Below are 22,793 nucleotides of genomic sequence, written 5' to 3'. Positions count from 1 at the left end.
AGCGTAGTACTCGTCAGAAAGCGAGGCGAGCCAGCATGGATTCAAACTATTTGCTGAAAGTTCTTAAAGCCTCAATTCCTTTACAGTTTAACCCTTCTGAGGTCTAAATTTTCTTGCGTTTACCCTGCATTATGTGCTTGGTCTAGAAACATAGAAGAAAAACATCTTATTTGGGTTGATATTGTCACAATTCTAATTTTTTCTATTCCATTTATTCCATTAAATTGTTTTGGTCTTCTTTCATAAAATAATTTTTTATCTTCTGAAAAAGAAGCGTAATATTCTTCAAGATTTTTTTGAAAATCGGTTAATGCTTCAAGTTCTTCTGACTTGACAGGTGTTTGTCTGTTTGTTGCTTTTATAATTTTATTTTTTATTTTATTATTATCTAGAACTATCAATTTAATAGGAATATGTATCTTATCAGTTATGCTATCTTTATTACTGTATAAAACATGGCTGGTTTGACATCCATTTACTATTTGATAGTCTTCGATATCGGCTCTATCTCCAACAAGATTTAATTGTTCTGCTACAATAGTGATACCATTATTAAATAAAACAAACTCTTCGTGATTTCCTAAAATAATCGTATTCTGTATTTCCACATTAACATCATTACTACCTTGATAGTCTCGTACATTATCATAAAATAAACCTCTAATTATATTGTTAGAGTCATCAGTAATTAATTTTAAATATTCTTTAGCAGGTAATGTCCCTATATAAGCTTCTCGTACACCATTAATTTCGGGAAGAACAGTTCTTTTTTCAAATTTTATTTGTTTTACAATTTTATTCTGAGAATATTTATATAATTGTTGTAATTTATTAGCATCAACGGGATTAAACTCAACATTTCTAAATATTTGTAAGTTCCTAATTTCGCTAATTGATGACTTAATAACTGCCATAAGATTGGGATCATCACACCAATTACCAGTTGTTACATAAAACATTTTACAAAGAGGGTTACCCTTACGGAATAAAGAGCTTTTTGTATATATTAATTCCATGATTTCGCCTTTCTGAATAATTGTATTATTCCTGGGCATTGTCGGAGAATTACTAAAAAATTCTTTGACTCCTGATAAAAAAGTTAATATCGATCCTGTTTCAAACTTGCTACTTCTCTTTGCTTGAACAAAGATAAACTCAACTTCTAAATACCTATTTGACTTAGATAAATCATTCACCTCTTCTGTCGATGTGATTAATGTCCCGTTTATAATAATTCCTATTCCATCAATGCCAATATCGTTACCACCTGAAGTATGAATATCTTCTAGAGAAAAAGATTCATTATATTCTTTTGCAAGAGTACAATAATTAGCAAAATGCTCAAATATTATAGAGTCAGAGAATTCATCAGATAATGATTGTTCTAATTTAAAGGTATTCAATAAACTTTCTGTTATCCTATCCATATTTGCTTTATATACTTTTTACTTAACTATTAGCTTAGTATTCCCTTATACAAGCAAAAAAAATCATCATAATTTATATGGCAAAGCTTTGTACTTTATTTTTTCGCGATCATGAAAATAACTTCTCCTGAATTATCTTTAATCGTTTTAATTGGAGCATCGGGTGCGGGTAAATCGACCTTTGCACGACAACACTTTAAACCTACAGAAATTCTTTCTTCTGATTATTTTCGGGGTTTAGTATCCGATGATGAAAACGATCAAGCAGCGACTAAAGATGCGTTTGAGGTGTTGCACTACATACTGGCAAAACGATTAGCAGCAGGAAAGTTGACGGTAATTGATGCCACTAATGTGCAATCAGAAAGCCGTAAGCCTTTATTACAGCTAGCGAAACAATATCACTGCTTTGCTACCGCAATAGTTTTTAATCTTCCTGAAGCAGTGTGTCATGAAAGAAATAAACAACGTCCTAACAGACAGTTTGGCTCTCATGTAGTGAGAAATCATATCCGTAGTTTAAGACGCTCTTTGCGTAATTTAAAACGGGAAGGTTTTCGCTTTATTTATAAACTCTCTTCTGTCGAGGACATTGAAGCGGTTGAAGTTATCAGACAGCCGATGTGGACTAATCGCAAGCAAGAGCATGGCCCTTTTGATATTATTGGTGATATTCATGGTTGTTGTGATGAGTTGGAGCAGTTATTAAAGCAACTTGGTTATGTAGCGACAGAAAATAATAGTAATTCTGATTCTTGGTGGTATTTTCCTACTTATAGCCATCCTGAAGGTCGTAAAGCATTGTTTCTCGGTGATTTAGTAGATAGAGGCGATCGCATTTTAGATACTCTTAAGTTAGTACATAATATGCTGGCTGCTGGTTCGGCTCTTTGCATTTGTGGCAATCACGAGAATAAACTAATCAGAAAGCTTAACGGCAAGAATGTCAAGATTAATCATGGTTTAGAGCAAACTATGGCAGAAATTGAAGCTATTAACGTCGAAAAACGAGATCCAGTTACAAGTGAGATTCAAACTTTTCTTAAATCTTTAATTAGTCACTATGTTTTAGATGAAGGAAAGCTAGTAGTAGCCCATGCGGGATTGCGAGAAGAGTTACAAGGAAGAGGCTCTGGTTATGTCCGCAGTTTTGCTTTATATGGGGAAACTACAGGAGAAATAGATGAGTTTGGTTTTCCTGTACGCTATGAGTGGGCAAGGGAATATCGCGGTAAAGCAATGGTAGTTTATGGTCATACTCCAGTAAAAGAAGCAGAATGGCTAAACAATACGATTGATATTGATACGGGTTGTGTTTTTGGCGGAAAACTAACAGCCCTACGTTATCCCGAACAAGAATTAGTCAGTGTAGATGCAGCTAAAGTATACTGTGAGCCTATTAAACCTCTTGATGCGGAAACAAATACTCTTGGTATTCAGCAACAACAGGATGATGTTTTAGATATTGCTGATGTATTGGGTAAACGGTTAATCTCAACCAAAATATACCGTCAAATTGCTATCCGTGAAGATCAAAGCATTACGGCATTGGAAATCATGAGTCGTTTTGCGGTTAATCCGAAATGGTTAATTTATCTTCCCCCTACAATGTCACCTGTGGCCACATCTCAATTACCCCACTTTTTAGAACATCCCGCAGAAGCCTTTGCTTATTACCAGCAACAAAATATAGATCGAGTTATCTGTGAAGAGAAACACATGGGTTCGCGTTGTGTGATTGTTCTCTGTCGCGATGAAAGTGTCGCCGAACGTTCGTTCGGAATTAAAGATGAAGGTATTGGTGTTTGCTATACCCGCACGGGAAGGAAGTTTTTTAACGATGATACTTTAGAGACTGAATTGCTTAACCGTCTTAATAGGGCATTAACTGAGAGTAATTTTTGGGAGCATCTAAATACAGATTGGGTCTGTCTCGATTGTGAGCTAATGCCTTGGTCAGCTAAAGCTCAAGCCTTACTAAAAGAGCAATACGCCCCTGTAGGTGTAGCAGCAAAACAAGGACTAAATGCAACTGTCGCTTGTTTAGAACAAACTGCCCATAGAGGAATAGATGTTACTGCTTTACTCGACCGCTATCAACAACGAGCCGAATTACCAGCCAAATATATCAAAGCCTATCAGCAATATTGTTGGTCAGTAACAAATATCAACGATCTCAAACTCGCACCCTTTCATATCCTGGCAACAGAAGGACAAACTAACACAGATAAACCCCACAACTGGCACATGGAAAAGATTGCTCAATTTTGCCAGAATGATAACCAATTATTACTCGCTACCAAGTATAAAATCGTTAATCTCAATAACCAAACAGAAAGAGATGCTGCAACTAACTGGTGGTTAGAGATGACTCAAGCAGGAGGGGAAGGAATGGTAGTTAAACCAATGAATTTTATTAGCTATAACGGAAACAAACTAATACAACCTGCTGTTAAATGTCGGGGTGCAGAATACCTGAGAATTATTTACGGCTTAGAATACTCTTTACCAGAACATCTGGAACGACTGAAACAAAGAGGCTTAGGTAAAAAGCGATCGCTTGCTTTAAGAGAATTTGCCCTCGGTATTGAGTCTCTAGAAAGGTTTGTCAATCGCGCACCTTTAAGACAAGTCCATGAATGTGTATTCGGTGTACTGGCATTAGAAAGCGAACCAGTCGATCCTAGATTGTAAATTTTGGCTTGTGGCGATCGCTTTAATTCTTGGGTTTAGTAATCTAAATTTACACTTGATATAAGAGGTAATAGGTAAATAATTAAGATGTAGCAAAGAACAACTAAATACTAACCAATAAGTATTTGGGCATAATTATTTACACACTCATAATTGACGAGTGAACCTGCTGTCTATCACGGATATATCGAAGTGTCTATCACGGATACCGCTCCGCATATATCCCTTTAGGGACACCGAAGGGATAAGGTTGTCTTGGAGGACATTCCCTTGCGTCTTACGGAGTGGCTGTCGCCTGGGGTCTCCCCAGGCGTTTATACGCCACGTCCGACGCGGGCTTCCTCCGCTTCCTCGTGCTGTCGGAACGCCCCTTTAGGACTCGGCTTCGCCGTCGCGCGAGTATTGACTCTTGCCTGTTCTCTCTTGCCTCTTGCCTATCTCCACGCTCGTAATCTATTTTGCACGGGTACTTAACAACCAACCAAAACCTAGTTTTCTTTTCTATCTTTCTCCAATTGAATGTCAGAATTAGATTTTTCTCGTTTTTCGATGGATGGAGAAGGATTCAATCTATTTTGCCACCTTTCAATCTGAGCTTGAGCAGCAGGATAAGCACCAGTCCCTGAAGGCACTTTTTTAGCGATTGCAATACCGTCTTCTAGGGAACGATAAGAAGCCCTTTCTGCTAAAACGAGAATTTGTTGACTCCAACTATTGACATTGGGGACAACCTCGTAATAAACATCCGTTGAAGAGGGGATCTGTCGGATTATTCTGATGGCTTTTACTAGAGAATCTGAGTCGTTTTGATTAGCAAGGTAATTAGCTTCTTCCAAGAATTCCTTCGCCTGAACTTCATCGCGCCAAAGAGCGATTTTTTTCTGCGCCTGAGAAGATAAAGCTCTTCCTTGACTAATTTTTCGAGCAACAGCAATTGCTTGTTGATAGTCCCTTTGATTACCCAAAGAGATCGCCTGCTCGAGAATTGGTCGATCTTCTTCTCTTTCAATATTAGCTTGCCAAGCACGAGCCTTTTTATTGGCTTCCGAGTACAAAGGACTACTGGAAGAGACTAAACTGATTTCTGAGATCGCTCTACGCCATGCCATAGTATCCCCAGGAAGGGCTAATTCCTCAGCTTTGCGAATAATGGGACGATCTTCGATAATTTGGATCTCTTTGCCCCACTCAGCAGCTTTTTGCTGTGCTTCTCGGTAGCGGGGATTATTAGCAGGTATTTGATTAATTTCCACAATTGCAGCGTTGTAGGCACGAATATTAGCTGGTCGAGCTAATTCTTTTGCTTTAGAAATACGTCGGACATCATCTATTTCCATTGTCCATCGTTCACTTAATTGCTGTGCCTTACTGTAAAGGGGGCTAGTAGGTTCTAATTCAGCAATTTCAGCGATCGCATCTTCTAATCCTAAAACAGTATCCAAAGACGCGCTAGAGCCAGCATTAGCCAATATTTGCCAATCTTTGACTTGTTCCTCTAACTCTAAAATCGCAGGAATTCGATAGGTAACTCTTTGTAACTGCGACCATTTTCGCTGCTCGATGAAACTATCAATGCGAGCTAATAATTGTTCTTTTCCTTGAGCCAAAATATCTTGGGCATTTTCATACCTGTAGCTATTTTCGGGTATGTCTTTAGCTTTAGCAATTGCATCGAGGAGACTATCTAAATCACCACCACTCAATTGATTAGCAGCTTTATCGAGAGTCAGACTCTCTTCTTGAGCAAGATTTATTTTATCGATAGTTTCTGAATATTTAGTAGTAGCCCAATAATCATTTTTACTATCAGTAAGCCTAACCGCCCAAGAAAAAGCATCACCCCATTGAGCTTGTCTCAGATTATCTTCAACTTTCGTGTAATTATTATCGGCTTCTGCCCAAATCTGATTCCAAGATTCAATTTGAGATTCTACTACGCTGCGAGCTTCCACATTTTCAGGAATTTGTCGAGCAATTGCAACTGCTGCTTCTAGATTACCTTCTTGAAATTTAGTTTCTCCGATAGCCAAAATCGCATTTGCCCATTTTTCCACATTACGATTTATTTCATTTCGTAAAGGATGATCCACAGGTAACTCTTCCACAAGAGCAATTGCTTCGAGCAAAGAGCCTACTGTTTTATCTTCTGCCAAACTTTGAGCGCAATATAAACGCACAGAAGCAGAAGCCACAGGCCAAAATACCTTACTACAGCTTTGAGTTTTTGGCAATCTCAACAGCATAGAAGTCGCGCCATAGCCAATTCCCCCAGAACACAAAACCAGCAAAATTCCCCAAAATTGCCAAGTTTGCCACCAGCGATTTTTTCTGGAAGATTTTGTAGTCATCCTATTTGAAGGTTGCGGTTGTGACTCAGTAGATCGAGAAGAAGAAGTTACCTGTAAGGTATTACCGTGTGAACCCGAACCTACATTCCGTCTTTCTGAGGTGGAGTACTGTTCTCTGCGAGCAAAAGAATTCACCTCCCCATAATTACCATCAGCATTTAGTGGCGAATGACGCTGAGAAGAACGAGAAGATGAATTTTTCCGAGACTCATAGTTAAAGTCGTTGGGTTTTTGTTTGCTCGCCATAAATCATTCCATTGTTACAAGTAACTTTTTTCGATACCAATCTCAAAAGATCAATAAAATCGTATCCTATCTTATCACCTGGATAAATAGAGTATTTTTCTATCCACTAGACTCCGCTTGTAGATCGAGAATTAACTTGTGTAACTCGCTTTCTGTAGCTTGATAAATTTCTCCACAAAACTGACAGGTAGCCTCTGCTCCTTCATCTTTCTCAATCATGTCTTGCAACTCTGCTTCTCCCAGCATTTTTAAAGCTCCTAAAACACGGTTAAAAGAACAAGGACAATGGAAACGTACCATCTGAGTTTCGGGGAATATCGATAGACCCAAATCTCCCAGAAGTTGTTCCATAATATCCGTAAGACTTTTTCCTGCTCTTAGCAAGGGAGTAAAACCAGACAAGTGACTAACTCTTGATCCTAGCAACTCTACCAATGATTGATCTCTAGCAGCTTTGGGTAAAACTTGCAATAATAACCCTCCCGCAGCCGTCACCCCATCTACTCCGACAAATACTCCTAAAAGCAATGCGGAAGGGGTTTGCTCGGAATTGACTAGGTAATTAGCAATATCTTCACCAATTTCCCCAGAAATTAACTCTACCGTACTAGAGTATGGAAAACCATAGCCTACATCGCGGATCACATATAGGTAACCCTCTTTGCCTACTGCACCGCCGACATCTAACTTTCCTTTAGCATTAGGAGGTAATTCTACATGAGGATTCTGCACATAGCCCCTGACAGTGCCATCTAAACCTGCATCCACTAGAATAGAGCCTAGAGGTCCATTTCCTTCTATGCGAATATTAACTCTAGATTCTTCTTTTTTCATGCTAGAAACCAGCAATAAACCCGCAGTCATTGTTCGACCCAAAGCTGCTGTAGCAACATAGGACAGGTTATGTCTTTGACGAGCTTCTTCTGTGAGACTGCTAGTAATTACCCCTACTGTTCTGATGCCACCATCGGCTGCCGTAGCTCGAATTAATTTATCTGCCATAATATTTTTTTAGTGAAATCATGTACTTTTATGTTTTTAATTTACAAAGATTAACAGAAGCTTGCCATTATTAAAGGTTGCTGGTTTGTCTAATATTGAGGCTAGCGGTAATCCTCAACACAATGACAAATAACTTACAGATGTTACGATTTAGGCATTATATTTCCTAGCTGTATACAATTTTTTAGCTAACTTGTTTCTTTTATGATTTACCACTATTTATTTTTACCGTTAGCTATGGGAATAACTTTATTAAATGCCACTTCTGGGTTATCTCTAGAAGCTTTAGTAAAACGAAATTCTCAGCCAAATAATCCTAATTTTACCTATTTAGTAGCTACTCAAATCGCAGCAGAAGCTTACTCTAAAACTGCTCAAGCAGAAGAGTCTCATTATCTTGGTTTAATGAATGCTGGCTATGCAGCAAATCAAAAACAAGATTATTTAACCGCCCTTGGTTATTTTAAGCAAGCCTTAAATTTACAACCAGGAGATTCCCAAGCAGAAAAAGCCGTTAGGAATATTAGCAGTTATGGCTTCGATCTTTATATGCAAACTGGTTATGCTGCGGATAAGATTAGAGACTACACCACGGCTTTACAAAATTTTCAGAAAGCCCGACTAATCAGACCAGATTCTTGGTATGCCAAGCAAGCAGTTAGTAATGTTAGCCACTATTTATATTTAGCTCAACAACCAACGACTTCTGATGATGATGATAATCAAAGTGGTGGTTTAAATATATGGTTTTTATTAATTAGTATTGTTGTAGCTTCAGGATTATCAGCTACATTGTTATTGTATCTGTTTCAGAAAACAGAAAGCTCTCTACAAGAAGAGTCTGAAGAAGAGTCTGAAGTAGACGGTGCAGAGTCAACCAAAGCAATGAGTTTAGAATTAGAGCCTGTAGAATCTGCTTCCGCAACCGCAGAAACTTTTGAGGATTATCAAGAGCCAGAAAAAGAACAAGAATCAACTATTATGGAATCACAGCCCTTAGCTTCTTCCATAAAAGATGCTCCACCTCAAGCAACCCCGTCTGCTTCTGCTACAAAAGGCGATCGCAATGCTGCAATAGTTCCTTCTAGTAATAGCCTCTCTAAGTTAGACATCGTCCCAGAATTAATCCAAGATTTGAATAGAAGCGATCGCTCTATGCGACGTAAAGCAGTTTGGGAGCTGGCTCAAAGAGGTGATTCTCGCGCTATGAAACCATTGGTTGAGTTAATGGTAGAAGTAGATTCTCAAGAGCGAGGCTTAATTTTAGAAGCCATGACACAAATTGCAGGGCGTACTCTTAAACCAATGAACAAAGCTATTATGATGTCTTTGCAAGATGAAAATACTCACGTTAAACAAAATGCAATTCGTGATTTGACCAGAGTGTATGAGTTGATGACTCAAGTTACTAAGCGGTTATCTCAAGCAGTGGAAGACTCTGATACTCAAGTGCAAGAAACTGCTAAATGGGCATTACAAAAATTAAACCAGATGCCAGCTACCGCTACTTGGCCAGTAGATAGCTTGGGCAGCGAAGTTAATAATCTCAATAGAAATAATGGTAGGAATAGTATTAATGGCACTGGTATAAATCCAGATCGCAGATATCCTTTGAATTAAAAAATCTACATTTTTAATAACTATTAAACCTAAAACCTAAACAGCGCGAGCATCCTACTCATAAATCTCTTGAGATGCTCGCGTTATTTCAATTGATTAATATTTAATCAGAAGAGGAAATTAGTCGTCGTACATTCTGGCTTCTAACGCGCTGGGGTTTTCTTCACAATAAAGCTCGAAATAAGTTTTGGGTTTCTCTGCAAAATCACTCTTATGCATGACATCACTTATAGAAACAATGCCTTTCAAGCCATCTTTTACTACAGGAGCGCGACGAGTTTTTGTATTGGCAAATAAGCGAGCTAGATACTCTACTCCCAAGTCGGGACTAACAGTAATACAAGGTTTGGTCATGATCTCGAATACCCGCATTTTTTTGGGGTCGTGACCATAAGCAGCTACTTTGTAGACAATATCAGTTTCGGTAACAATACCATAAGGATCGCGATCGCTACGAGGTTCCACAATTAATGCTCGTAATCCTCGATCTTTCATCAGATTTACTGCTTCGGCGATGGTGGCTGAACCACTGATAGTTACCACCTCTCTGGTCATAATATCTTTTGCTCGCATCATGGTAATAATTTCCTCATATATTCGTTTGATTGGGGTGTAGTGAATCAAAATTAAAAATTCATCATGCTATTTATGCTTCGGCTTGGCGTTTGTGAGAAGCAGCAGCTTGTAATTCTTCTACAATGTCCCAAGCAGCAGCACATTCAGGGGCGGTTGCACCCTTGGCAGCGCAAATAGTACGGGCATCCTCACGGGCAGCATCGATCCGATCTTCAATAAATAGCTGTACTGGCTTTTCCACAAAATCACTTTTGTTGAGAATGTCGCTAATAGAGATAATTCCTAGTAATTTACCTTCAATTACGGGGGCGCGACGAGTTTTTGTATTGGCAAATAAGCGAGCTACATACTCTACTCCTAAGTCGGGACTAACAGTGATGCAAGGCTTTGTCATAATCTCGAACACCCGCATTTTTTTAGGATCATCGCCAAAAGCAGCTACTTTGTAAACAATATCGGTTTCGGTAACAATACTATAAGGATCGCGATCGCTACGAGGTTCAACGATTAATGCTCTTAGTCCTTTTTCTTTCATTAGTTTTACCGCTTCTGCTACCGTAGCAGAACCACTAATGGTGACGACATCCGCAGTCATGATATCTCTTGCTGTCAGCATTAATTGAAAAGTCTCCTGAGAAATGGGGTTAATTCTCTTTAAATGTTATAGATTAAAATAGTAGAATAGCAAAATTCGCTACAAGTCAGTAAAATTGAGTTTTATGCGGATATTTTCTCGTCAAAAGCTATTATTTGCGGTTTTATAATTGATTTCGATTGTTCTTTTGCTGTAACAGTAAACTGAGAGCTAGAAGTTTCGATTACTCTGCCATCTAAAGAACATATAGCCATTAGATAGTTGCAAACAGGGCATTCTGTAGTCATCACTTGCTGATTGGGACAACTACTATAAATCGCTTCTTGACCAACAAAATGACGAGCGACCCCGCGTCGCCGAAAGGCGTTTATACCCGTCGCATTGGGTGCAAGGGAATGCCCTAAAGGACTCGCTCCGCGTCGCGCGAGTTTGACTACGAAGAGCATAACTACCACAGTTGGGACAGGGAAATGCGCAACTGTTATTCATAACATAGGTTGCTGATAGAGATTGAAAATGATCTTCTGTAGCTGGAAATTATAGTTTTAACTGCTTTTCTACTGCGTTGCTAAAAATTTCGTAGGAAGCTTTACCGACTAAGGTTTCAGCTACTTCTCCGTTTTTAAAAATCAACACTGTTGGAATACTGCGAACACCGTATTTTTTAGCGTTGTCAGGGCTTTTGTCGAGATCGACCTTAACAACGGCTGCTTTCCCTTGATATTCTGTTGCTAGACGATCCATTAAAGGGGCAACTACACGACAAGGACCACACCAAACGGCAGTATAGTCAACCACTACTAAGTCGTTATTAGTAATTAGTTGGTCAAATTCATTTTCTTGTACGTAAGTTGCTTCGATATTTATAGACATAGTTTTTTACTGATGATAATGTGATTTAATAAGCTTTTTTCTTGAAGGGGTTATTGTGGGGTAAATACAATAATCATAAGATAAGATATCTTTTACTGGTAATTTTTATCTCCCCACTTCGATCCTAACAAGAGAACTCTACCCTCTGTGTTCATCTAATAAAGTTCGTCTTCTTGATGAGTTTGAATTGTGCAGTCGGAGGTAGGATAAGCAACACAGGTAAGAACAAATCCTGCTGCTATTTGTTCATCCTCCAAAAACGCTTGATCTGATTGATCTACCGTCCCCGAAATTATTTTTCCCGCACAACTAGAACAAGAGCCAGAACGACAAGATACGGGTAAATCAATATCTTGCTCGTCAGCAACATCAAGGATATATTCATCTTCTGGGACTTCTATGGTGGTATTCAGTCCTTCTGCTTCATTAATTAAAGTTACTTTGTAGGTTGCCATAGTTTTTGGAGATTCTCTTGATAAACTGAGGATAGTGAATGGATTAATAGCGATGAATCAATTAAATTCTCAAAGTCATGAGGTTTGGCAAAGACTGGAAAAAGGAAGACAAGCCAAAGCAGCCAGTGGTGGCTATGTTGGTTATGGTTCTCCTGCTTTTGGTCAAAAAACTGTCAATGGAGAGTTAGTTGATAATCCTCAAGAACAAGAAATCATTGAATTGATTCGCCGTCATCATAAGTCAGGAAAGTCTTTACAACAGGTAGCTGACTGGCTGAATAAAAATGGTTACACTACCAAAAGAGGTCAGCAATGGCGTAGAATTTCTGTTAAACGAGTTCTAGATCGACTTTATGGTAAAAATCCTCTAGGTTTAACCATAGAAAAAAATTCTGCACGCTAATTGAGTTAATAACCTTAAATTGAATTCAACCCTCTATCAGTATCTATCATAAGCTTTTTATCCGTAACATCTCTCTTATGATAAACCTTGAATGGTTCAATGTGAAGTTATTTATAAAATAAGGCTACATATTTAGTAACATTTCCCCTAGTCTGACAAGACATAAAAAATTGTGCAGTTTAACAATAGTTTTTTTGCTGCTCCCGATCTCGAAACTACGATAGATCGTCAGCCGTTGCTCATTTCTCCAGAGACTACTTTGCAAAATGCGATCGCTCTTATGAGTCAGATCGGAGGAAGTAATTGTAATTTAGAAAAAGATAATCAAGATAGTACAGCAACTAAACCTTCTAGTTGCGCTTTAGTAACCGAAGGTGCGGAAATAAAGGGAATTTTAACTGAAAGAGATATTGTTAAATTGACAGCATCGGCGATCGCATTTAAGAATGTCACAGTTGCAGAAGTAATGACTTCTCCTGTAGTTACTCTCAAAGAAAATAACTTTCAAGATATTTTTGCAGCCTTATTTTTATTCCGTCGCTATCGAATTCGTCATTTACCTTTAGTAGATGATGACGATCGATTAATCGGAGTTATTTCTCCTGAAACCATTCGTCATGCGATGCGCCCTGCTAATCTGCTGAAATTAAGGCGAGTTGCAGACGTTATGAGTAAAAATATTATTACCGCAGATGTGACAACTTCAGTATTAAAACTAGCTCAATTAATGACAGAAAACCGAGTTAGTTGCATCATTATTACTCAAGAAGATATCGAAGAAAATATTATTATTCCCACAGGAATAATAACGGAAAGAGACATCATGCAATTCCAATTTTTAGAGTTGAATTTAAGCCAAATAATGGCAGAAGAAGTAATGAGTAGTCCGTTATTATTATTAAGTCCTGAAGACTCTTTATTAACTGCACATCAAGAGATGGCAAAAAAAAGAGTTAGAAGATTAGTTGTTTCTTGGAATTGGGGAAGAGGGTTAGGAATTATTACCCAAACTAGCTTACTTAAGATTTTTGATCCTATGGAAATGTATAGCGTAATTGAATCTTTACAACGAACAGTACAACAATTAGAAAATGAAAATAGACAATTAATAAAAAAGACTAAAGATAATAATTAGGGATTGTCAAATAAACTTTAACTTATCTAAATAAAATATTTTTGAGATGTTTAATACTACTAAAAATTATTATTGTATTTTATGATTTTAGCTATTTCTCTTCATCAAAAAAACTTTGTTCTGTCAGTTTTTTAGGATTTTTTGGGCATATTTAAGTTATAACCCTAAAGTATTTATATTTTAAAAACGAGTTTTTACTGAATAACAGAGGAAACAGTATACAAAATCCCAGAAAAATATGAATATAAAGTCTCCAAATAATTTAGCTGCATCTTTACAATTATTACAGTCAGTTATCGACAGATTACCACAAACAATATTTTGGAAAGATATTAATTCTATTTATTTAGGATGCGATCAAAGCTTTGCTAAGATTGCAGGATTGAAGTCTCCACAAGAGATTGTGGGAAAAAATGATTACGATTTGCCGTGGACGAAAGAAGAAGCAGATTGGTATCAAAAATGCGATCGCCGAGTTATGGAGAATAACGCCCCTGAATACGGAATTATCGAAAGTCAAGTTAGAGCAGACGGCAAGTTAACTTGGATTGAAACTAATAAAATTCCCCTTCATGATGAAACAGGTAGTGTCATTGGTATTGTAGGAACGTTTGAGGATATTACCGAACGCCAAGAAGCAGCAGAAAAGATGAAAAAATCTCTCAAGGATTTATCTGATTTTCAGTATGCACTATCTCAATCAGCAATTATTAGCATCATGGATGCAGATGGTGTTTTTACCTATGTTAACGATCGCTTCTGTAAAATTTTTCAATATTCAGCCAGCGAATTAATTGGTAGCAGCAATCGCATATTAGACTCAGGTTATCATTCTGAGGGATTTTGGCAACAAGTCTGGACAAGGCTCAGACAAGGCAAAATTTGGCAAGGAGAGCTTCATCATCAAGCCAAAGATGGTAGTAGCTATTGGGTAAATGCAACCATTATTCCTTCCTTGAATGAGAAAAATAAACCGATTCGCTATCTCAAAATTTTAGAAAACATTAATCAGCGTAAAAAAGCCGAAGCAGCATTAGAATATCAGTTGCAAAAAACTAAGCTCTCAAATCAGATTACTCAAGCGATACACCAAAGCTTAGATGCTCAAGAGATTTTTGACACTGCAACCAAGCAAATACGTCAATTTCTTCAGGTAGCTCAAGTTGGTATTTTTCAGCTAGATGTGGAAGATTGTAGTTTGACTGAGAGGGATGGCGAGGAGACCTCGCCATATCCAATCGAGGTGTTGACTGAAGGTAAATTTGTTGCTCAAGACAGGGCATCAAATCATTATTTAGCTTTAAACGATCGTCTACATAAGCTTTGTCTTGCCGAAAAAGGAACAGTAAATTACCAACAGGGAGAAATTTTAGCGGTTACAGATACCCAGAAAAGTAAAGCTAAAAGCGTCTTAGCATTACTAGATATTAAAGCTTATATGGTTATTCCTTTGCTACAGAGTAATAAACTTTGGGGTTTGTTCTACATTTTTCATTATTGTGCTTCTCGTCAGTGGCAAACAGCAGAAATTGCATTTATGAAAAAAGTGGCAACTCAGTTAGGAATTGCACTCTATCAAAAGCAATTATTAGAACAAGAAAAACTACAGCGTACTTTACTAGATCGACAAAATCAACAACTTAAACAGTCAAAAGAAAATGCCGAACAAGCTAACCTTGCAAAAAGTGCTTTTCTGGCAAATATGAGTCATGAATTACGGACTCCTTTAAACGTTATTCTAGGTTTTTCTCAGATAATGTATCGCGATTCTACGGTGACACCGCAACAAAAAGAAATACTAAAAATTATTAATCAAAGCGGAGAACACTTACTAGCTTTAATCAATGATGTTTTAGAAGTTACCAAAATTGAAGCAGGAAAAACTAATCTTAAACAAGATAACTTCGATCTGCATCATCTTCTTGACTCTTTAAAAGCAATGTTGCAATTTAAAGCAGAAGAAAAAGGCTTAAAATTGATTTTTGAGCGATCGCATGATGTCCCTATCTATGTTCAAAGCGATCAAGGAAAAGTACGCCAAATCTTAATCAATCTCATCAATAATGCCATTAAATTTACGGCTCAAGGCGAAGTCAGACTGGTAGTCACTACGATACCTGTTCGAGAACAAACTATTCTCAGTTTTGCCGTACAAGATACGGGGGTAGGCATTGCTGAAGCAGAAATCGCTAACTTATTCAATCCTTTTGTCCAAACAGAAGCAGGAATTAAATCACAACAGGGTACGGGTTTAGGCTTATCGATCAGTCGCAAATTTGCTCGTTTAATGAAAGGCGATATCACTGTTGAGAGTCAATTAGATCGAGGCTCTACCTTTACCTTTACTTTACCAGTTAAGGCAGTGCCTGTGATTCAAAACGATACGAAATCGACAAAAAGAGCGATCGCCTTAGCTCCCGATCGACCTTCATATCGTATTTTAGTCGTAGATGATAAAACAGAAAATCGCTTACTACTCAATCATCTGTTAACCAATATTGGCTTTGAAATTAAAGAAGCTGCCAATGGTCAAGAAAGTATTGATATTTGTGCTAATTGGTATCCCCATTTAGTGTTAATGGATATTCATTTGCCTGTGATGAATGGTATTGATGCCACCATCGAAATTAAAAATCAAACTCAAGATAATCCGATTCCTGTAATTGCTTTAACTGCTAGTGTCTTTGAGGAGAGCAAAATTGAAGTACTCAAAGCAGGTTGTGATGATTTTTTAAGTAAACCAATTAGAGATACCTTGTTATTTGAAAAGATTGCCGAGCATATCCCCGTAACCTATGTATATGAAGTAGAAGAAATAGAATCAAAGTCAATTAATAATCAGAATCTAGAGTTAGAAAATCTTTCTTTTATGCCCAATGATTGGTTAAAAAATGTTAATCAAGCAGCTTGTCAACTAAACGAAGATTTACTACTAGAGCTAATTGCTCAAATTCCCGATGAACAAAATCATATAGTACAAACTCTAATCAATAAAATTAATAACTTTGACTTCGACGAAATTATTCAACTAAGCTCTAATTTTTAAGCTTCAAGCCATAAAATTAGAGCTTTTTACTATATTACTAATTATTATGAACCAATCCCCCGATCTTTCCCATAAAATTCTCATTGTGGACGATCTACCAGATAATCTACGGTTACTTTCAAAAACCCTAACCAAACAAGGCTATAAAGTACGCTGTGCTAAAAATGGTGCAATGGCGTTAATGGGAGCACGCAGCGATATCCCTAATTTAATTTTGCTGGATATTAATATGCCTGATATGAGTGGTTATCAAGTTTGTGAGCAACTAAAAGCAGATGAAACCACCCGCTCTATTCCTGTTATTTTCCTGAGCGCACAGGATGATATAGAAGATAAAGTAAAAGCCTTTACCACTGGAGGAATAGATTTTATCGGTAAACCTTTCCAAATAGAAGAAGTCTTGGCAAGAGTCAAAAATCAATTAGCCTTACAAGCTGCTTACAGGGAAATTCACATATTAAATAGCCAACTAGAGCAACGAGTTAAAGAGCGCACCTCTGAGCTAGAATCAGCCAATTTAAGCCTCAAACAAGAAATTTCACAACGTCAAATTGTTGAAGAAAAGTTACGTTATGATGCATTACACGATAGCTTAACCAACTTACCCAATCGAAATCTCCTATTGAAACGGATAGACAATTGCTTACAACAAAACCCCACAAAGCATAACAAGCAATTTGCGATTTTATTAATCGATTTAGATCGTTTTAGCATTATTAACGATAGCTTGGGTCATTTAATAGGAGATGAACTATTAGTTGCTTGCGCTCAAAGACTACAAAAATGTCTGACTCTTCAAACTACCCCTGCCAGATTAGGAGGAGATGAATTTGCTATCTTGATTGAGCAAATTACAGGTGTTAATGACACCTTACAGGTAGCCAAAAATATCTTACAAGAATTTGAAACTCCTTTTGCGATCGCCAGTCGTCAGATCAATATTACGGTTAGTATGGGTATTGCGATCGATACTGGTAAATATAGCCAGAGTATAGAACTACTAAGAGATGCTGATACTGCATTGTCTCAAGCTAAAAAGCTTGGGAAAGCTAAATACGAAGTTTTCGATCCCAAGATGTATGTTCAAGCAGTACGTCGCTTAGAATTAGAAAGCGAACTCAGACAGGCAATTTTACAGCAACAATTAATCCTTCATTATCAGCCTATTTTTTGTATCAATAGTCTAGAATTAGTAGGCTTTGAAGCTTTAGTACGTTGGCAACATCCCCAAAGAGGTATTATTCCTTCGGATGAATTTATTCCTTTAGCAGAAGAGACAGGTTTAATTGTTCCTTTAGGTAACTGGGTATTGTACGAAGCTTGTCGTCAGTTAAAGAGTTGGCAAGATAAGTTTCCTGCTGCACAATCATTAAGTGTTGGTGTAAACGTTGCAGGAAAACAACTATATAGTTCTGATTTTCTAGATACCGTTGATAGTATCATGGCTCAAACTCAAGTTGATGCGGGCTATCTCAAGCTAGAAATCACAGAAAGTATGCTAATCAAAAATACGGAGCGAGTTATTGAGGTATTAGCCAAAATTAGACAACGTAACATTCAACTATGTATTGATGATTTTGGTACGGGATATTCTTCCTTGAGTTATTTACCCAAATTCCCTGTAAACATTTTAAAAATAGATCGTTCTTTCATCATCGCAATAGATAATGGCAAACAAAATTACGAAGTTGTTCAAGCAGTTGTTACCCTAGCCAAAGCTTTGAACATGAAAGTAGTTGCTGAAGGAATTGAAACCGAAGCTCAATTAAATAATTTACAATCTTTAGCAGTCCCTCTTGGTCAAGGATTTTTATTCTCCAAACCTCTAACAGTAGAATTAGCCCAAGAGATGATTGTTGCTCAATCATCAGTAATCAGTAATTAGTAATTAGCTTTTTCAGTTAGCAACTAGCAATTAACAACTAACCGCCAACTATTAACAAAAATATAATGTCTCGCTACCTACAAGTATTAAAACTATTTTGGTCTACTGCAATCGCTGCTGAATTAGAGTATCGTTTAAATTTTGCGATCTCTGCTGTTACCAGTACAGCTAATTTGGTAGGCAGTATTTTTAGCTTATTTTTATTTTATCGTAATGGCTACACTTTCCAGGGGTGGAGTTGGCAAGAAGCGATTATTGTTTTAGGATTTTTTACCTTATTACAGGGTTTTGCAGCAACTTTTTTAGCACCTAATCTGAATAAAATTGTCGAGCAAATTGAAAAAGGTACATTGGATTTTGTCTTGTTAAAACCGATTAGTAGTCAGTTTTGGTTATCAACAAGAATTGTTTCTCCTTGGGGTTTACCCGATCTTTTTTTTGGCATAATCTTAATTGTTTATGCAGGAAATCAATTAGGCTTAAAGCTTTCAGGATATTTAATTAGTTTGATTCCTCTTAGTTTTGGGTTTGTGGTGCTTTATAGTCTATGGTTTTTACTAGGAGCAACTAGCATTTGGTTTGTTAAAATCTATAATGTTACTGAAGTTTTGCGGGGATTATTAGAAGCAGGTAGATATCCTATTGCTGCCTATCCTGCTGTATATCGCTTCTTTTTTACTTTTATTGTTCCTGTAGCTTTTTTAACGACTGTTCCTGCTGAAGCGATGCTGGGTAAAACCCAGTTTATCTGGTTATTTGGTGCGGGTGTTTTGGCTTTAGTTCTGTTTTTAATCTCGATCGCTTTTTGGCAATTTGCTTTACGTTTCTACACCAGCGCATCTAGTTAAAGGATGAAGGATAAGGTATGAATGATGAATGATGAATGATGAATGATAAATGATGAGGGGGTAATGGTTAATAGCTGACAAGTAGCCACTAATCAATACATAGATAGATTATTAATAACTGATAACTGAATTATGACTTTTCCTACTACTTCTAATACTGATGCAATGGTGAAAACTGATGCATCTTGGCAAGCTATTAGTCATCAAGAAGCGGTGGAATTGTTGCAAAGTGATTCTAATAGTGGGTTAAATACCAAAGAAATTCAAAGGCGACAGCAGTTATTTGGTGCTAATGAGCTAAAAGAAACGGGAGGACGTAGTAAGTTAACTATTTTATGGGAACAGTTTACTAACATTATGTTAGTGATGTTGATAGCTGTGGCAATAGTTTCAGGAATTTTAGATCTTCAGCAACAACAGTTTCCTAAAGATGCGATCGCTATTTTTGCTATTGTAATCTTAAATGGTATTTTGGGCTATTTTCAAGAAAGTAAAGCCGAACAAGCTTTAGCTGCTCTCAAACGTTTAGCATCTCCTCAAGTTACCGTAATTCGGGATGGTATTACTCAAGAAGTTGACGCAGTTAAGTTAGTACCTGGAGACATAATGCTCTTGGAAGCAGGGGTACAAATAGCTGCGGATGGACGTTTGTTATCAGCACAAAACTTACAAATTGGGGAATCAACCCTGACAGGGGAAGCCACTACGGTAGAGAAGAAGGCCGATCTTATTTTAGCCGAAGATACGGCATTAGGCGATCGCAAAAATTTGGTTTTTCAGGGTACAGAGGTAGTTCAGGGAAGAGCCAAAGCTATTGTTACCAAAACGGGTATGGAAACCGAAATCGGTCGTATTGCGACGATGATTCAAGGTGTTCAGAACGAACCCACACCCCTACAACAAAGAATGGGTCAACTAGCAAAGGTGTTAGTAGGTGGCTCTTTGACGTTAGTAGTAATAGTAATACTCATTGGGGTTTTACAGGGAGGATGGCAATTATTTAACAAACTGTTAGAAACCTCTTTAAGTATGGCAGTAGCGGTTGTACCTGAAGGACTTCCTGCGGTGGTTACTGTGACTCTAGCGATTGGTACGCAAAAAATGATTCGCCGTCAGGCTTTAATTAGAAAACTTCCTGCGGTGGAGACTTTAGGCTCTGTAACCACTATTTGTTCCGATAAAACGGGTACGCTTACTCAAAATAAGATGGTAGTACAACAAGTGTATACTCCTTCTCACCAGATTGAGGTAACGGGGGAAGGTTATGCTCCCACGGGTACGATCCAATCTCAGGATAAGGAACAAACGGTAATCGAACCAGAAGTTACTTTATTATTGCAAGCTGCGGTTTTATGTAATGATGCATTGCTGCAACAGCAAAAAAAACAAGAGTGGTCGATTATAGGAGATCCTACAGAGGGTGCATTACTTTCTTTAGCAGGTAAAGCAGATATTTTTAAAGAGCGATTAGAAAAGAAAATGCCTCGCATGGGAGAGTTTCCCTTTGATTCGGAACGTAAGCGGATGTCTGTAATTGTAGATAACCCAGGTGGAGCATCACCTTATCTGATGTTTACTAAAGGTTCACCTGAAGTCATTTTAGAAAGATGCCATTCTATTCAAATAAATCACAACACAGAATCAATTACTGATAACCAAAGAGAACAAATTTTATCAACAAACAATTCATTAGCTAGTAATGGCTTACGAGTTTTAGGCTTTGCTTACAAACCCCTCAAAGAAGTTCCCGCAGCAGCCACAGAAGAGGCAAACGAACAAGCTTTAATTTGGTTGGGTTTAGTCGGAATGCTCGATGCGCCCCGCACAGAAGTAAAAGAAGCAGTGCAAAAATGTAAAAGAGCAGGAATCCGCCCTGTAATGATCACAGGAGATCATCCCTTTACCGCTATGGCGATTGCTTCTCAGTTAGAAATTGCTCAAAAAGGTAATCGCTCTCTAACGGGACAAGAATTACAAAATATGTCCGATGAGGAATTAGAACAGACAGTAGATAAGGTTAGCGTATACGCCCGTGTTGCTCCAGAACATAAATTACGCATCGTTAAAGCCCTACAAAAAAGGGGGCAATTTGTTGCCATGACAGGGGATGGAGTAAATGATGCACCAGCCCTTAAACAAGCTAATATCGGCATTGCCATGGGCATTACAGGGACAGATGTGAGTAAAGAAGCCAGTGATATGATTTTGCTGGATGATAACTTTGCTACCATTGTCGCTGCCACAGAAGAAGGCAGAGTAGTTTACGATAACATTCGTCGCTTTATTAAGTACATCCTGGGTAGCAATATCGGCGAAGTGCTAACCATTGCAGCAGCACCTTTACTAGGCTTGGGTGATGTTCCCTTATCTCCTCTGCAAATTCTCTGGATGAACCTCGTAACAGACGGTTTACCAGCCCTTGCTTTGGCTTTAGAACCAGGCGAACCCAATGTAATGAGTCGTTCCCCTAACAATCCTCAAGAAAGCATCTTTGCACGAGGTTTGGGGTTGTATATGGTCAGAATTGGCATTATTTTTTCCATATTAACCATTACTTTAATGGCTTGGTCTTACAACTATAGTAGCCTTGAGGGTAATCCAGAACGCTGGAAAACAATGGTCTTTACTACTTTATGTTTAGCACAAATGGGACACGCGATCGCAATTCGTTCTAGTACCAGACTCACAATCGAGATGAATCCTCTATCTAATCCCTATGTTTGGGGTGCAGTGGCTCTCACTACGATTTTACAATTACTCTTGATTTACGTTGCACCATTGCGTAACTTTTTTGATACTCATGTTTTAAGTGTTACAGAGTTAGCAATTTGTTTCGGTGTCAGTTTGTTAATGTTTGTTTGGTTGGAATTAGAAAAAGTTTTTCTAAGTAATAAGTAATGATCGAGTAATGAGTAAATATCCATTAATTAAGTTAATTATTTCTCTTTCATTTTATTAATTGAAGCCGTTAATATTTTAACGATCCTCTCATTTTCCTATATCATCTTTTGAAATCTGGATTTTGAGACTAGCTCCGACTTAATCATTATTTTTATCCAATAAAGAGTTTCATTTACTTCCTTAAGATTATGTGATACACGGCATTACCTTATACTTTCATCCTTTGGCATAAACTTACTGGTGGTTTAAGAAGGCGTTGGGCTAATAAACCTTTAAACACATTTCCTGAAGCTAAGACAGCCATTTCGTACAGCTATATCTTGAAGACACGCATTCTGAGGAAACCTCAGAATCGTGAGATGTCCGTATCGTTCAACCCAGTTGCTTTGCTTTTAGCTACAAATCTCAAGACAAATGAGGTAAGAGCAATAAAAATACCGCCATCAATAGAATCTGGACGGGAAGCTGAAAGATGGGCTACATTTATATGACAAAATTAACCTGGCAGGATATCATTCAATACTGTTCGGTTAAGCTAAACAACATGAGTTAATGAAAGTATTCATCATCCAAATGCATGAAACTATTTACTCTAACTCTTATTTCTCGAATACTTGCACTTGCTACGCCTATTAATTTATTCAATGAGCAGTATAGCCTCCATCTACAAAGTGGACACTTCCTGTGATAAATGCGGCTCTGTCAGAAAGTAAGTAATCCTAAATCCGATTGATATAGG

At 37.7% G+C, this 22,793-nt stretch carries 16 protein-coding genes; 8 read left to right on the top strand and 8 right to left on the bottom strand.

Annotation, left to right across the window (positions count from 1 at the left end):
- Nucleotides 1-119: 119 nt before the first annotated feature.
- Nucleotides 120-1,427 (bottom strand): AIPR family protein, encoded by a 1,308-nt coding sequence (locus H1P_RS16285; RefSeq protein ID WP_144869170.1) that lies wholly within the window; start codon nt 1,425-1,427, stop codon nt 120-122.
- A 111-nt stretch (nt 1,428-1,538) separates the two neighbouring features.
- Here H1P_RS16285 and H1P_RS16280 point away from each other — a divergent pair, with 111 nt between their 5' ends.
- Nucleotides 1,539-4,121 (top strand): polynucleotide kinase-phosphatase, encoded by a 2,583-nt coding sequence (locus H1P_RS16280; RefSeq protein ID WP_144869168.1) that lies wholly within the window; start codon nt 1,539-1,541, stop codon nt 4,119-4,121.
- Nucleotides 4,122-4,609: 488 nt separating this feature from the next.
- Here H1P_RS16280 and H1P_RS16275 read toward each other — a convergent pair whose 3' ends face one another.
- Together H1P_RS16275 and hslO are read right to left on the bottom strand one after the other, a co-directional pair.
- Nucleotides 4,610-6,715: a chromosome segregation ATPase gene (locus tag H1P_RS16275; protein ID WP_144869165.1), complete on the bottom strand. Its 2,106-nt coding sequence runs from the start codon at nt 6,713-6,715 to the stop codon at nt 4,610-4,612.
- Nucleotides 6,716-6,814: 99 nt separating this feature from the next.
- The gene (gene hslO / locus H1P_RS16270) at nt 6,815-7,717 is read right to left on the bottom strand and encodes an Hsp33 family molecular chaperone HslO (RefSeq protein ID WP_144869162.1); all 903 of its coding nucleotides are present in this window, start codon (nt 7,715-7,717) and stop codon (nt 6,815-6,817) included.
- Nucleotides 7,718-7,954: 237 nt separating this feature from the next.
- Between hslO and H1P_RS16265 the strand changes: the two genes are divergently transcribed.
- Nucleotides 7,955-9,337 carry a HEAT repeat domain-containing protein gene (locus tag H1P_RS16265; RefSeq protein WP_144869159.1) on the top strand — a complete coding sequence of 461 codons (1,383 nt, stop codon included), beginning with the start codon at nt 7,955-7,957 and terminating at the stop codon, nt 9,335-9,337.
- A 120-nt stretch (nt 9,338-9,457) separates the two neighbouring features.
- On the opposite strand, the gene H1P_RS16260 is transcribed toward H1P_RS16265, so the two are convergent.
- The 5 genes from H1P_RS16260 to H1P_RS16240 all read right to left on the bottom strand — a co-directional run bounded on the left by H1P_RS16260 (nt 9,458) and on the right by H1P_RS16240 (nt 11,836).
- Complete coding sequence (locus H1P_RS16260; RefSeq protein ID WP_144869156.1) at nt 9,458-9,913, bottom strand: CBS domain-containing protein; 456 nt, start codon at nt 9,911-9,913, stop codon at nt 9,458-9,460.
- A gap of 70 nt (nt 9,914-9,983) precedes the next feature.
- The gene (locus H1P_RS16255) at nt 9,984-10,529 is read right to left on the bottom strand and encodes a CBS domain-containing protein (protein ID WP_144869153.1); all 546 of its coding nucleotides are present in this window, start codon (nt 10,527-10,529) and stop codon (nt 9,984-9,986) included.
- A 101-nt stretch (nt 10,530-10,630) separates the two neighbouring features.
- Nucleotides 10,631-10,954 (bottom strand): hypothetical protein, encoded by a 324-nt coding sequence (locus H1P_RS16250; protein WP_144869150.1) that lies wholly within the window; start codon nt 10,952-10,954, stop codon nt 10,631-10,633.
- A 91-nt stretch (nt 10,955-11,045) separates the two neighbouring features.
- Nucleotides 11,046-11,381 (bottom strand): thioredoxin, encoded by a 336-nt coding sequence (gene trxA, locus H1P_RS16245; protein WP_144869147.1) that lies wholly within the window; start codon nt 11,379-11,381, stop codon nt 11,046-11,048.
- A gap of 155 nt (nt 11,382-11,536) precedes the next feature.
- Complete coding sequence (locus H1P_RS16240) at nt 11,537-11,836, bottom strand: 2Fe-2S iron-sulfur cluster-binding protein (RefSeq protein WP_144869143.1); 300 nt, start codon at nt 11,834-11,836, stop codon at nt 11,537-11,539.
- A 52-nt stretch (nt 11,837-11,888) separates the two neighbouring features.
- On the opposite strand from H1P_RS16240, the gene H1P_RS16235 reads away from it, so the two are divergent.
- The 6 genes from H1P_RS16235 to H1P_RS16210 all read left to right on the top strand — a co-directional run bounded on the left by H1P_RS16235 (nt 11,889) and on the right by H1P_RS16210 (nt 22,051).
- Entirely contained in the window at nt 11,889-12,239 is a 351-nt protein-coding gene (locus H1P_RS16235) for a recombinase family protein (RefSeq protein ID WP_144869141.1), read from the top strand.
- Nucleotides 12,240-12,411: 172 nt separating this feature from the next.
- Nucleotides 12,412-13,374, top strand: coding sequence for a CBS domain-containing protein (locus H1P_RS16230; RefSeq protein ID WP_144869138.1), 963 nt, complete (start codon nt 12,412-12,414; stop codon nt 13,372-13,374).
- 238 nt (nt 13,375-13,612) lie between these two features.
- Nucleotides 13,613-16,420: a PAS domain S-box protein gene (locus H1P_RS16225; protein WP_144869135.1), complete on the top strand. Its 2,808-nt coding sequence runs from the start codon at nt 13,613-13,615 to the stop codon at nt 16,418-16,420.
- Between the two features lie 46 nt (nt 16,421-16,466).
- Nucleotides 16,467-18,305, top strand: coding sequence for a two-component system response regulator (locus H1P_RS16220; RefSeq protein WP_144869132.1), 1,839 nt, complete (start codon nt 16,467-16,469; stop codon nt 18,303-18,305).
- Between the two features lie 65 nt (nt 18,306-18,370).
- Nucleotides 18,371-19,153, top strand: coding sequence for an ABC transporter permease (locus H1P_RS16215; RefSeq protein ID WP_144869129.1), 783 nt, complete (start codon nt 18,371-18,373; stop codon nt 19,151-19,153).
- A 132-nt stretch (nt 19,154-19,285) separates the two neighbouring features.
- Nucleotides 19,286-22,051 (top strand): calcium-translocating P-type ATPase, PMCA-type, encoded by a 2,766-nt coding sequence (locus H1P_RS16210; RefSeq protein WP_144869127.1) that lies wholly within the window; start codon nt 19,286-19,288, stop codon nt 22,049-22,051.
- Nucleotides 22,052-22,793: the final 742 nt, after the last annotated feature.

The sequence above is a fragment of the Hyella patelloides LEGE 07179 genome (assembly GCF_900659865.1).
Taxonomy (GTDB): Bacteria; Cyanobacteriota; Cyanobacteriia; order Cyanobacteriales; family Xenococcaceae; genus Hyella; species Hyella patelloides.
This window is presented reverse-complemented; position numbering and strand designations above follow the sequence as displayed.

What these genes read in the sequence shown, in the direction of transcription:
- H1P_RS16250 (WP_144869150.1), bottom strand. Translation starts at nt 10,954, where the DNA reads ATGCTCTTCGTAGTCAAACTCGCGCGACGCGGAGCGAGTCCTTTAGGG.
- H1P_RS16240 (WP_144869143.1), bottom strand. Translation starts at nt 11,836, where the DNA reads ATGGCAACCTACAAAGTAACTTTAATTAATGAAGCAGAAGGACTGAAT.
- H1P_RS16210 (WP_144869127.1), top strand. Translation starts at nt 19,286, where the DNA reads ATGACTTTTCCTACTACTTCTAATACTGATGCAATGGTGAAAACTGAT.
- H1P_RS16235 (WP_144869141.1), top strand. Translation starts at nt 11,889, where the DNA reads ATGAATCAATTAAATTCTCAAAGTCATGAGGTTTGGCAAAGACTGGAA.
- H1P_RS16255 (WP_144869153.1), bottom strand. Translation starts at nt 10,529, where the DNA reads ATGCTGACAGCAAGAGATATCATGACTGCGGATGTCGTCACCATTAGT.
- H1P_RS16275 (WP_144869165.1), bottom strand. Translation starts at nt 6,715, where the DNA reads ATGGCGAGCAAACAAAAACCCAACGACTTTAACTATGAGTCTCGGAAA.
- H1P_RS16280 (WP_144869168.1), top strand. Translation starts at nt 1,539, where the DNA reads ATGAAAATAACTTCTCCTGAATTATCTTTAATCGTTTTAATTGGAGCA.
- H1P_RS16220 (WP_144869132.1), top strand. Translation starts at nt 16,467, where the DNA reads ATGAACCAATCCCCCGATCTTTCCCATAAAATTCTCATTGTGGACGAT.
- H1P_RS16260 (WP_144869156.1), bottom strand. Translation starts at nt 9,913, where the DNA reads ATGATGCGAGCAAAAGATATTATGACCAGAGAGGTGGTAACTATCAGT.
- H1P_RS16215 (WP_144869129.1), top strand. Translation starts at nt 18,371, where the DNA reads ATGTCTCGCTACCTACAAGTATTAAAACTATTTTGGTCTACTGCAATC.
- hslO (WP_144869162.1), bottom strand. Translation starts at nt 7,717, where the DNA reads ATGGCAGATAAATTAATTCGAGCTACGGCAGCCGATGGTGGCATCAGA.
- H1P_RS16285 (WP_144869170.1), bottom strand. Translation starts at nt 1,427, where the DNA reads ATGGATAGGATAACAGAAAGTTTATTGAATACCTTTAAATTAGAACAA.
- H1P_RS16265 (WP_144869159.1), top strand. Translation starts at nt 7,955, where the DNA reads ATGGGAATAACTTTATTAAATGCCACTTCTGGGTTATCTCTAGAAGCT.
- H1P_RS16225 (WP_144869135.1), top strand. Translation starts at nt 13,613, where the DNA reads ATGAATATAAAGTCTCCAAATAATTTAGCTGCATCTTTACAATTATTA.
- trxA (WP_144869147.1), bottom strand. Translation starts at nt 11,381, where the DNA reads ATGTCTATAAATATCGAAGCAACTTACGTACAAGAAAATGAATTTGAC.